Raw genomic sequence first — 12,037 nt, forward strand, 5'->3', positions numbered from 1 at the left:
TTGGTTAACCACAGTGCTAAGACAAGTCCTGTAGGACCTGCACCTACGATTAATACAGTGGCTTTATTATTCGTGTTCATAAGCGTCCTTTTAAAAATAAATAGCCATTGTCAGGAGATCTTTTTTATCTCATTGTGGTAATATATTAATTTTTGTGGGTATTTTTTTATGTTAAAAAAACTTCTGGGATTTATTTTTATTTTCATATCGTATGATGTTTTTGCTGTGGCATCTAAGGATTTATATCAAGCGCCCTTAAGTAGTTTAAAGCCCTTTTCTTTGTTGCAAAAAGGCAAATTAGCACAAGCGAGAAGTTTTTCTACTGCTGATACTAATGTTTTGCAAGAACTAAATCAAACCAATGAAAACACTCATGTTATCACACGTTATCAACAAATGTATCATGGTCTACCTGTTGTTGGCGCGCAAATTATGATCATTAAAGATAAAAATCTTAATAATGACAAAGGACATGTTAATGGACATTTATTAGATGATATTCAGCTGAATACACATCCCACTTTAACCCCGCAACAAGCTTTTGATATAGCACAAAAATCCTGGTTTAACTTTAATCCTCAAACGGCGCTTATAGATAAGCAGATTGAGCTTCAGATTAGAGCGGGACAAAATAACGAATTAAGGCTAGTTTATTTGGTTTCTTTTAAAAGTACAGAAAGTAATAACAAGCCGGCATGGCCCTTTTTTGTTGTGGAGGCGCACAATGGCGAACTCATTAAACAATGGAACAATATTAAGAATTTTGCGGACAGTGGTCCAGGGGGTAATGAAAAAATTAAAGAATATTGGTATGGTAAAGATGGATTGCCGCCATTAGAGGTAACACAAAATGGCGCCCTTTGTACTATGGAGTCTGCAAAAGTTAAGTTGGTTGATTTAAAATTTGCTTGGGATTGGTCTGATTTTTTAGCAACTCCTTCTCAGTATCCTTGCGGCAATAACCTGGAAGATTCTGTAAATGGTGCTTTTTCCGTGGCAAATGATGCTTATTATTTTGGTCATACTATTGTGGAAATGTATCAAGAATGGTACGGAATAAACGCTTTGCAACATGCAAATGGAACTCCAGCGCAATTGGTAATGCGTGTGCATTTTGGTCAGAACTATGATAATGCCTTTTGGGATGGAGAATACATGTCTTTTGGTGATGGCAGCGATTTTTATCCTTTGGTATCTCTGGAAATAGCAGCTCACGAAGTCACTCATGGTTTTACTGAGCAACATGCAAATCTTGAATACCATGATCAATCTGGGGCGCTTAATGAATCATTATCAGATATGGCAGGTCAGGCCGCTCGGGCTTATATGCTGGAGAAATTTCCTCAGCTTTATAACAAAATATATTTAGAACCTAACCTTGTTACCTGGGGAATTGGTGAAACTATAGTACGTGATTCTTTTGGAAAAGCGTTGCGTTTTATGGATTTTCCTTCCTCAGATGGAAGCTCTGCGGATTGTCTAGATAAAGTGTTAGCACAAAGTAAGGGTGCTTATTGCACCATTAGTTATGAGGACGTAGTAACTTTTGCTCATACACATATTTTTAATCCACAAGAGAAACAAGATTTTATTGTGCACACGGCCAGTGGCGTATTTAACAAAGCATTTTATCTATTAGCTCAAAATATAGGCATTAAAAAAGCGTATCATGTCATGATTATTGCTAATAGTAAGTATTGGGGACCAACAACTAATTTTGTACAGGGAGCCTGTGGAGTGCTTTATGGGGCACGCGATTTAGCGGTTAGTACCGATGAAGTTAAAGCAATTTTTGGTCAAGTTGGTGTTGATACAACGATGTGCTCGATTTAGGGCGAAAAAAAAGTCAACCTTATGAGGTACATAATCCATAAGTGAGCAGGATAGTAGTAATAAAAAAAGTGGCGAATTCTGGGAAGTTTTATCTTGATTTTTGTGGCGGCAATAATAAACACCAAGCTTAGGACTGCCCAATGATTGCCGTTTAGTTCCCCAAGGAAAAGATAGGCAACAAGACAGGTTAATAAACGAGTAATCGATGGTCTTTTACAGTAAAACCACGCAGTAATGCAAAAAAAGTTGCCAATCCAGAGGTATTCAACAAAAGGGCCACTAATTAAAAAAATTGAAAAGGAGATAAGACGTCCTCTAGAATTGCCTTGTTCATAGAAAAAAAGGCTAACGGTAGCAGCTGCCAGAGTAAACATGATATTTAAAGGCCATATATCCTGGCGCATGGCAATGTAAGCTGGTGTTGCTAATAAACCAAAAAAAAGTAAGCGCTGTGTGGCTTTGCTGTAAAGTCCTCGTGGAAGGGCATCGGGTTGAGCAAGATTATATGCAAAAATAAAAGCAAACAACGGCATTGCTAGTCTTCCCGCACAATAAGCACTGTAAATTGTGGTATCAAAAAAGAAGCGGTTAAGATGATCGATAGTCATGGATAATAAGGCAATCCATTTAATGGCTTCCATACTACCACTATTGATGTGGATTGTTGGAAGAAGATTATGGATCTTTATTTTTTTCAGATATTTATCCAATAATTAATTTCCCATTTCGACTGGAATTACGTATATGTTCACAATAATAATCCAAAAAGTTCTTTTTTTGATCTGTATGATGTTTGCTGATCAGGATAATTAGTATATAATGATCTTCATTTTTTATATAGTCGCCATTTTATTCAATTACTCATTTAGGTTGGGAGTGGAATGATCCTCTATTTAGTTACTTTTATCATGGTAATATTAAGCTTTTTTTGTGTTGCTATGATGGTCATGAAGCTCCGAGGTCAACCGTCCGAATCGTTATCTGTATCACAATACATTAAATTGAGTGTGAGTGGTGTTATTGCTTTTATTGCCGACACTTTGGGGGTGGGAAGCTTTGCTGTAAATATTGCTTTGGCAAAATTAATGGGCACTTTTAATGATGAGGACATGCCCGCAGTAAACAATGGTGCGCAGGTGCTGCCAGGAACAATAGAATCTTTATTTTTTATTAACTTAATTGATGTGGACCTTACCACCTTATTAACTTTGATTACTGGGTGTTGTATTGGTGGTTTATTGGGTGGTTTTATTGTCAGTCGGCTTAGTAAACAAATCATTCGTTTGGCGATGATTTGTGCCTTTGCCTTAATTATTGCTCTTTTAATCGCACATCAATTCAAATTATTACCTATTAGTGGTGAGCTGACTGCTCTGCATTCCTGGAAATTAATTATCGGGTTTTTTGCTTTAATTATTTGTGGCGCGCTCACTTCGGTAGGTGTTGGCCTATTTGTCATGGTGCAGGCTGTGTTATTTTTAATGAATATTTCACCTGTGGTTGCCTTTCCTCTTATGACTACAGCGGGTGCCATGCAGCAACCTTTAACTGCCTTAGTCTTTTTACGAAACAATAAAATTCCATTAAAGAAAACATTGATTTTAAGTCTTTCAGGATGCGTGGGTGTCTTGATGATCATGCCGTTGTTTGCGCACTTAACAGTAACCTGGTTGAATTTATTATTATTGTTTATCCTGATTTATAATTTCTTTGCTGTAGGTCGCACTTATCTACGGTGTCGATTTGGTGAGGATTATGCTCAATTACCTACTTCTGCATCGTTTGTTGCGGCTGACTAGAATCTGTTGCTAGTTCATTAATTGAGAGCTCCAATAAACTGATTTTAGCGTACCGAAGCGCAGAAAATTAGGCTTTTTGGTCAGGATAGTAGAAATGTCAACAGACCTAAGTATAATCAGCATCATTTTTATTAAATAGCGGTACAGTATGGATGAGCACGTCAGTAAATCACAGAAAAAAAGAGAAGCCGATTTTTTGCAAAAAATGGGCGTAAAGTTTATCGATCTTAGCTTGGCTAAACTGAATTTATTGCCTCTCCCCGAAAATTTATACAAAGCCATTATTGACGCTAAAGTAATTAAAAGTCATGGTGCGAAACGAAGACAGGCTCAATTAATTGGCAAATTGATGCGCGTTGCTAATTGTGATGAGATCCTTGCCGCTTACGAGCGTATTATAGAAGAGGAAAGTGCTGTTACTGTCTCATTTCATGTGGCCGAAATATGGCGTGATCGTCTACTCAATGAAGGTAAAGCAGCGTTGACTGCATTTATTGAAACCTTTCATCCTGAGGAAATACAACAATTAAGACAATTAATTAAAAAAGCAATTGATGATCAGCAAAAAGAAAAAAATACCGGCGCTGCTAAAGCACTTTTTCGTTATCTAAGGTCTTGTATAATATGAATTATTCTTTGTTCGTAAGTTGTCCCCGTGGACTTGAATATTTACTAGAAAATGAGGTTAAGGCCTTAGGTTTATTTGTTACACGTGTGAGTCCGCAAGGCGTTTATGGTGAGGCAAGCCTAACTACACTGTATCAATTATGTTTGTGGTCACGAATTGCTAATCGCGTTCAGTTAATTCTTTTTAGTGGCTATGCAAGAAATGAGCAGGCATTGCATCAACTGTGTACGGAATTTCATTGGCAAACTGTGTTTGCACACGATAAAACATTGGCTTTGGAATTTCATGGTTCTTCGGAGCATATCCGCAATACCATGTATGGAGCCCAACTTGTTAAAGATGGAATTGTTGATCATTTCCGCCGTTTAAGTGGTTCGCGTCCATCCATTGATAAAGAAAAACCGCAAATTTTAATTCATGCTTATTTAAAAAATGATGAACTCACCGTAAGCTTTGATCTCACTGGTTATAGTTTGCATCAGCGTGGTTATCGTACTCAAGCGGGAAAGGCACCTCTTAAAGAAAATGTAGCTGCTGCATTGTTGATTAGAGCTAAGTGGCCTGAATTGGCCGTTCAAGGCTATGCGTTGCACGATCCTTTTTGTGGGTCTGGCACTTTGGTAATTGAAGCAGCCATGATGGCAACACTAGTTGCTCCAGGGTTATTGCGCCAAGATCAATCGTTGCAATATTGGACACAACATCAACACTCTTTATGGGAAAAATTGCGCGTTGATGCTTTGCAACAGGTTAAATCGCTTCCAGTTACCTTAGTAGGAAGTGATGCCGATCCTAAAGCAATTGCAATGGCGCGTGTTAATGCTGAGCACGCAGGTGTTGCTCCTTTAATTGAATTTAAATCGCTAACTCTGAGTGAAATTAACGCATCCGTGGGAAATGGTTTATTGGTATGTAACCCACCTTACGGGGAGCGTTTGAGCGATACCACACAATTGATACCTGTATATCAGCAGTTGGGTAAGGCATTACATCATCATTTTCAGGGCTGGAAGGCAGCGGTAATTACCTCAAATGCAGTATTGGCCAAAGCAATAGGTCTGCGATCGAATAAGCAATATACTCTCTATAACGGTGCTTTGGAATGTAAATTATATTGTTTTGAGGTAAATTCTACGAATGAATTGAAAGGTTCTACAGAGAGTAATTTATCTGAAAATGCACATATGTTATTAAATCGCCTAGAAAAAAATTACCGTCATCTCCACAAATGGGCGCAAAAGAATCATATCTCCTGTTATCGAGTCTACGATGCTGATTTGCCTGAGTATGCTTATGCCATTGATATATACAATGATCAGGTGGTCTTACAAGAATATGCACCACCTGCGAGTATTCCTTCACATAAAGCAGAAAAACGCACTTTAGAAGTAATGCAGGTTGTTCCTCGTGTCATAGAGTGTACTGCGGATAAATTGATTGTGAAACAACGTAAACAACAAAAAGGCAGTGCTCAGTATCAAAAAATGGGTCAAACCCAGCAAACGATGATCGTGACTGAAGGAGTGGCCAAATTCAAGGTGAATCTCTATGATTATCTGGATACAGGTCTATTTTTAGATCATCGACCTATTCGTTTGAGTTTTGCTAAATTAAAACCGGAAACCCGTTTTCTTAATTGTTTTTCTTATACAGGCACTGCTAGTGTGCATGCAGCATTAGCAGGAGCAATAACAACAAATGTAGATCTTTCTAATACTTATCTGCTTTGGGCTAAGGATAACTTTAGTTTAAATCGTCTTGATTTAGGCCGACATCAGTTTGTGCAGTACGATTGTCGTGAATGGTTGCGAATTACACGAGATCGCTTTGATGTAATTTTTTTAGATCCCCCCAGTTTTTCCAATTCAAAACGAATGACAGATACTTTGGATATTCAACGGGATCACCCTGTTTTGATAAAAGCGGCAATGCGTTTGTTAAACCCCGGCGGGGTGTTATATTTTTCTACTAATTTCCGTCAATTTAAATTAGATCCAGAGCTTACTATGAAGTATTCGGTGCAAGATATTAGCATGCAAACTATAGATCAAGATTTTAAACGCAACAGTAAAATTCATTATTGTTTTAAAATCACTCTTCTTTTTCCGATTCAAAGCTAGTTCCATAAATTTGCATTTGTAATGATTTCATATAACCAGCCATGAAAAACAGCTCTGCAGTTAGATAGAGGGGTGCAATGAGAGCCAGAGATAAATTATCCATAAATGCAGGTTTTTTACCTCCCAGATAATGTCCATAAAACTGTAATCCCCAACCTCCCATAAAGGTAATAACAAATGCCCAAATACCTAAAGTTGTTGGGCCATCCTCACTAAACCAATGGGCTATCCATAAAAGAAACAGCATGATTGGTGTAAGAGCTAGTGTGAGTTTCCAATTTAAGAGAAAATAGTAAATTAAAATGGCTATGGTAGCAAACCAGGCAAGAGTACTAGCAAATACAGCTGGAATAATTATTTGCACAAAACCTAATAAGATCATGAATGAAAGAATAATAAGTGGAACACCTACCATGTGCGTATATTGTGTCATGGTGTTGTGGTGGTAGCTTGCATAACATTGTGCTTGCTCGATAAATGGTTTCATTTTAAAAATTCCTAAATTATTCTTAAAATAATATTAACATAGCACATAATCCTGGAAAAAAGTAATGTTGTAGGGAGGTCTACTTAGGTATCAAACGTATAGGTACTCACCACATACAAGACATTCCCGTTATTTGCTGAGCCAGGAACATAGGCAGCTTTTATCGAAAGTTTTTTAAAGAACACACCAGCCCAAGGAACTGCTCCTGGAAAAGGAATGTTATGAAGAATATCCGGACGGGCGGTTATTAAAATAGAATAACCTAATCCTGCTTTAAACTTTTTAGTTAAAGAAGCTATGAACAAATGGGCATAACCAATGACGGGTTCTATGTTCTTATGCGAGTCAAGAAAGGCAAAGGCATAAATGCCATGCCAGTTTTCATTTTCATCAAAAAAACCTTTGCCCAAACCGCCGCCTAAAGCTAATTCGTTGTATTTTTTATTTCTTAATCGGGTGCGACTGTATGTATAGCGGTTATGCCAGGTATATCCAGAGATATAAAGTTCGGTGTTACCTTCCTTCCAAATTTGGTGTAAACGGTAACACAAGGGCTTAAATAATGGCAGCCAATAGGAACAGCTTCTGGGCTCTTCAGCGGTAAACGCCTGCAAAGAGAACAGTATTGATAGACAAAAAATTATCTTTCTCATTCAGTTTTTTTAACCGGTAACTTTGCTTTAAACCAAAAAAATCAGCGCGTTAGATACTCTTGTAGTGATAACTTTTCAATAAGATGGAGCTAAAAGTAGCACCTACACCTGCGGTTATCCTCGAAAGATAGGTACAAAATTTGTTTTTATTTTATTGATAAATATAATTAATTTGAAGCTGTTGCAAGACCTATGATCAGAGTCATGCACTTTTCAAATTATTACATAAAACATTTACAAAAGAATTACTTTTCATTCATAAATTTCGCTAGAATAATCATTAAAATGATTTAGCTATTTTTCAAATTTAATTTAGAGCATGGCTCTTGATGCAAATTTTGTTACTTTTTTGGTAAAAATTTTGTTTAAATAAAAAGACTATAACATTAAGAACATACTACATGGACTTGTTTCGCAAAAAAAAGATTAGCACATCAATACAGGATGAGTCTCATTTAGAACAATGCCTTACGGCTTTTGATCTAACTTTTTTGGGTATTGGCGCAATTATTGGCGCAGGCATTTTTATCCTGACCGGCGTGGTTGCAGCGACACAAGCGGGGCCTGCAGTAATTCTTTCTTATATCGTCGCAGGTCTTACTTGTTTCTTTTCTGCTGTATCTTATGCTGAACTTGCTGCAGCGATTGGTGGATGCGGCAGTGCCTATGGTTATGCCTATGTTGTATTTGGCGAATTAATTGCCTGGATAGTGGGTTGGGATTTATTGTTCGAATATACCATTTCTGTTGCTACTGTGGCTGTTGGTTGGAGTCATTATGCTGGTGATTTTCTCACAGCAGTTAAAATGCCTATTCCTCAACAATTTTTGCGAGGACCAATAGAGGGCGGTATTTTAAATACAGCATCCGTTTTTATTATTACTTTATTAACGGGCTTATTAATTATGGGCGTAAAATCCACCTCTCGTGTGAATAATCTTATGGTGACTATCAAGCTTTTAATCGTTTTGCTATTCATAGTGATTGCAGTAACTAAAGTTCAGGTTGTTAATTGGTCACCCTTTATGCCTTTTGGTTGGTCAGGAGTTATCAGTGGGGCTTCTTTGATATTTTTTGCTTATGTTGGTTTTGATGCAGTATCTACAGCTGCTGAAGAAACAACGAACCCACAACGTAACTTGCCATTAGGGATTATTGCTTCTTTAATTATTTGTACTATTTTATACATTGTTGTTGCTGGGTTGTTAACGGGTATAGCTCCTTATTACACCTTGAACAATGCCTCACCGATTAGTAATGTATTATTAACTTTAGGGTATAAAATAGCAGCAGGATTCATTAGTTTTGGCGCTGTGGTTGGTCTTACAACAGCAATGTTAGCAATGTTTTATGGTTTAACGCGGGTGCTTTTAGCTATGTCTCGCGATGGTTTACTACCAAGAATTATTTCTAAAACCAGTAAAGTCAGAAATACTCCCCATCGTATTATCTTGTTATGCGGAGTGTTAATGGTTTTACTGGCCGCCTTTACCCCTATAGATGTTTTAGCTGAGTTGGTAAATGTTGGCACTTTGTTTGCTTTTACTGTTGTCTGTGCTGGCGTTGTGTATTTGCGCTACACTCAACCAAACATACACCGGCCTTTTAAAGCTCCAGGTATGCCGTATATTGCCATTTTGGGTATGTTTGGCTGTTTTTATTTATTGATTCATTTACCTTGGATTACCTTAATTCGTTTTGTGGTGTGGATGGTAAGTGGTTTAATCGTTTATGTTATTTATAGTCGTACCCATAGTGTCTTGGCTGTGAAGAAGTTACAAAAACAGGAAGTAGGATGAGCCTCTATATATAGTAGCTGCTTTTGGTCATTAATTTAGAAACCATTCTCATCAGTAGTTTCACTAAATAAGGTAGTTCTATCCCGCCTGCGTTGATGGCAGCGGTTGCATGCTGTTCTTCGTCCTCCCGCATTTGCAATAATATGGCTTGAGATTTTTGATCATGGGTGGGTAATTTTTGTAAATGATGTTGTAAATGTGTCGAGACTTGGCGTTCTGTTTCAGCGACAAAACCTAAACTAATTTTATCCCCAGTAAACCCCGCTATGGCTCCAAGTAATAGGGAACCGCTGTACCAGATGGGATTAAAAACACTGGGTTTTGAACCTAATTCGTGCAAACGCTCCTCACACCACCCCAGATGATCGTTTTCTTCTGCAGCCGCATCATTCATTTGTTTTTTTACTCGATCTAATTTTGCGGTTAATGCTTGGCCTTGATAGAGTGCTTGTGCGCATACTTCTCCAGCATGATTGACGCGCATGAGCCCCGCTACATGTTTTTTCTCACACGAAGAAAGCGGGCTATTAGTATGGTTTGCGGCAGGAGAGTTGCGTGTGCCGACTCGCTTGACTGGGGGTAAGAGCGTGCGCAGAGCATTATCCACTTCAACAATTAATGTATCAAAAACATTTGTGGTGTGCATGAGATAAGCCTGCTTTATGTTAACGTTGACTTATAGTAACTCAGAACAAGTTTAAGATTAAGTCATTTATTTCTATTTCTGGCATTAGATTTTTAACAAGCAAGATCTGTAGTCCCCAGCCTCCATCCGTAGCTGGAGACCTTTTCCAATTCTATATACCCAATTGAAAATTTCCTGCATTGGTTAGTGTCCAATTGATTGATTAGATGATTAAATATATGGGATTGTGATTTGTAAAACTCAGTAAGTGCTAATTATCCGCAGATGAGTTATTATTCCTAATCACTTGATAATTAATAAAAATTAAGGACATTTTTGTGAAAAAGGAATTATTTAATTGTTATTTAATAGGGGATGATCAACTCGTATTGGAATGTGCGGAAATCATTTTGTCGTATAATCACCAGATATTAGGTATTATTTCCCCATCGCGTGCCGCAGAAAATTTTTCAGCACCAAAAAATACCTTATTTTAAAAAACTTTCGGATGCCCATCCTGTTTTATCCGTAACTTCTTTTGATTATTTGTTTAGCATTGTTAATGGTGTAATTCTTCCTGGTTCATTGCTGCAAAAGGCTCAGTGTTTGGCAATAAATTATCATAATAGTCCCTTGCCGAAATATGCAGGACTTCATGCGCCGTTCTGGGCTATTTTAAATAATGAAAGTACCCACGGGGTTACATGGCATACCATGATTGAAGAAATTGATGCGGGTGATATTTTAAAACAGGCGCTTATAGAGCCCAATGAAACTGGATTGAGCCTTAATGTTAAATGTTATCGAGAGGTAATTAAAACCTTTAAGGAGCTCATTCATGAAATTACTTTGCAACAAAGTTGTTCCATACCACAAAATTTAAAGTATCGTACTTATTTTGATTATCATAAAAAACCTCATCATGGTGGGTGGATAAGTTGGCATGAGTCAGCAGACACTATTCACCGAATGTGTCGAGCACTTAATTTAGGTCATCATTATCATAATCAATTGGGACTACCCAAGTTCACTATTGGAAGGGATTTTTTTTGATCTTGCAGGCACGTTTCATTAATAAGCACAGCGAAGAAGCGCCAGGCACTCTTTTAGAAATAACCGCAGATTATTGGCAAGTTACTTCAAAAAGCCAAATAATACAATTAGAACAGATAATACCAATCCATACTTCCGTCATTGCCCACTTAGAAGAAATTGCAGCTCACTATGATTTAACTATTGGTTCATGTCTTTCTTCAGAAGAAGAAGTAACGTTGTTGGAATATGAATATATTAATAAAATGTATGCTATTCATGAGTTATTTTGGCTGCAACAGCTAAGTCACTTTGATCCGGCACAATTTCTTTTTCAAACATTAGCACTTGGTAAGAATCATAATATCCTTTAAAATGTGTTGCAAGTTTTGACGCAACTTCATTTCCTATCGGGAAACCAGAAGTGGACCCCATCGATGAGACCACGCTCCCTTACTATTTAGCTAGTGTCCAATTTATTGGAACAGCGAGGCATTGCGCCTGATGACAGGCTCCCTGTAGAGAAAGCTGTGTCAATGAGGAGTCCTGAGGAACGAAGGAAGCTCATGGATACTGCTTGAACGTAAGGTATTCTAGCCTGCCGTTTTCTGCGATCATGCTGCTATTCTAAGTCCATCGTAACACTGTGATGGCGTACATTTTCCGAGTGATTCATGAGGTCTTTCGTCATTATAAAACCGAAAATACTCACGTAATCCATGGCGCAATGCTAGCACTGTCGGATATTTTTTTAAATACACATCTTCATATTTAACAGAGCACCATAATCTTTCAATGGGCTCTGTCTCGAAAAATTGTTTAGACGTAGGGTGGAGAAATTCTGGATGGAACTATGCTGCAAGCCGATAAAACTGTTCGAAGATGGATTGTTTTCCTGCCTGCAGATGCTGCCCTTTTCGTAGCATGTGGTGCAGTTCAAGGCCAGTCAGTGTAGCCTTGGATGAGTGAACTTCTTTAAATCCCTTCATGGGTTTGGTTATTCTTTTGATGAACCGGTGATCCTGCTCCACGATGTTGTTGAGGTACTTGACCTGCCTCAC

At 37.8% G+C, this 12,037-nt stretch carries 12 protein-coding genes and 1 pseudogene; 7 read left to right on the top strand and 6 right to left on the bottom strand.

Annotated elements, in window-relative coordinates:
• Positions 1-168 precede the first annotated feature (168 nt).
• On the top strand, positions 169-1,833 hold the full coding sequence (locus WA877_RS09810; protein WP_425170738.1) for a M4 family metallopeptidase: 1,665 nt from the start codon (positions 169-171) through the stop codon (positions 1,831-1,833).
• Here WA877_RS09810 and WA877_RS09815 read toward each other — a convergent pair.
• Positions 1,830-2,543, bottom strand: a complete 714-nt coding sequence (locus tag WA877_RS09815; RefSeq protein ID WP_425170739.1) for a TraX family protein — start codon at positions 2,541-2,543, stop codon at positions 1,830-1,832. The genes WA877_RS09810 and WA877_RS09815 overlap by 4 nt on opposite strands.
• A gap of 171 nt (positions 2,544-2,714) precedes the next feature.
• On the opposite strand from WA877_RS09815, the gene WA877_RS09820 reads away from it, so the two are divergent.
• From WA877_RS09820 to rlmKL, 3 genes are all read left to right on the top strand, one after another.
• Positions 2,715-3,632 (top strand): sulfite exporter TauE/SafE family protein, encoded by a 918-nt coding sequence (locus tag WA877_RS09820; RefSeq protein WP_425170740.1) that lies wholly within the window; start codon positions 2,715-2,717, stop codon positions 3,630-3,632.
• Positions 3,633-3,780: 148 nt separating this feature from the next.
• Complete coding sequence (gene yjgA / locus WA877_RS09825; RefSeq protein WP_425170741.1) at positions 3,781-4,260, top strand: ribosome biogenesis factor YjgA; 480 nt, start codon at positions 3,781-3,783, stop codon at positions 4,258-4,260.
• Positions 4,257-6,380 carry a bifunctional 23S rRNA (guanine(2069)-N(7))-methyltransferase RlmK/23S rRNA (guanine(2445)-N(2))-methyltransferase RlmL gene (gene rlmKL / locus WA877_RS09830; RefSeq protein ID WP_425170742.1) on the top strand — a complete coding sequence of 708 codons (2,124 nt, stop codon included), beginning with the start codon at positions 4,257-4,259 and terminating at the stop codon, positions 6,378-6,380. The genes yjgA and rlmKL overlap by 4 nt, the downstream gene beginning before the upstream one ends.
• Here rlmKL and WA877_RS09835 read toward each other — a convergent pair.
• A complete protein-coding gene (locus WA877_RS09835; protein ID WP_425170743.1) occupies positions 6,352-6,867 on the bottom strand; it encodes a DUF962 domain-containing protein in 516 nt (171 codons plus the stop codon). The two genes, rlmKL and WA877_RS09835, sit on opposite strands and share 29 nt — an antisense overlap.
• Before the next feature lie 83 nt (positions 6,868-6,950).
• Positions 6,951-7,520: a lipid IV(A) palmitoyltransferase PagP gene (gene pagP, locus WA877_RS09840; RefSeq protein ID WP_425170744.1), complete on the bottom strand. Its 570-nt coding sequence runs from the start codon at positions 7,518-7,520 to the stop codon at positions 6,951-6,953.
• Between the two features lie 401 nt (positions 7,521-7,921).
• Here pagP and WA877_RS09845 point away from each other — a divergent pair, with 401 nt between their 5' ends.
• A complete protein-coding gene (locus WA877_RS09845) occupies positions 7,922-9,319 on the top strand; it encodes an amino acid permease (protein ID WP_425170745.1) in 1,398 nt (465 codons plus the stop codon).
• A gap of 4 nt (positions 9,320-9,323) precedes the next feature.
• Here the strand turns inward: WA877_RS09845 and coq7 are convergent, their stop codons facing one another.
• Complete coding sequence (coq7, locus tag WA877_RS09850; RefSeq protein ID WP_425170746.1) at positions 9,324-9,965, bottom strand: 2-polyprenyl-3-methyl-6-methoxy-1,4-benzoquinone monooxygenase; 642 nt, start codon at positions 9,963-9,965, stop codon at positions 9,324-9,326.
• Positions 9,966-10,397: 432 nt separating this feature from the next.
• Between coq7 and WA877_RS09855 the strand changes: the two genes are divergently transcribed.
• Both WA877_RS09855 and WA877_RS09860 read left to right on the top strand, forming a co-directional pair.
• Positions 10,398-10,997, top strand: coding sequence for a formyltransferase family protein (locus tag WA877_RS09855; RefSeq protein ID WP_425170747.1), 600 nt, complete (start codon positions 10,398-10,400; stop codon positions 10,995-10,997).
• Positions 10,994-11,350 carry a hypothetical protein gene (locus tag WA877_RS09860; protein WP_425170748.1) on the top strand — a complete coding sequence of 119 codons (357 nt, stop codon included), beginning with the start codon at positions 10,994-10,996 and terminating at the stop codon, positions 11,348-11,350. The genes WA877_RS09855 and WA877_RS09860 overlap by 4 nt, the downstream gene beginning before the upstream one ends.
• Before the next feature lie 240 nt (positions 11,351-11,590).
• Here WA877_RS09860 and WA877_RS09865 read toward each other — a convergent pair.
• A pseudogene (locus tag WA877_RS09865) lies at positions 11,591-11,773 on the bottom strand (integrase core domain-containing protein); the annotation flags it as partial.
• A gap of 54 nt (positions 11,774-11,827) precedes the next feature.
• A partial coding sequence (locus WA877_RS09870; protein WP_425170749.1) for a DDE-type integrase/transposase/recombinase occupies positions 11,828-12,037 on the bottom strand: 210 nt, incomplete at its 5' end.

Source organism: Legionella sp., from assembly GCF_049790535.1.
Lineage (GTDB): Bacteria > Pseudomonadota > Gammaproteobacteria > Legionellales > Legionellaceae > Legionella.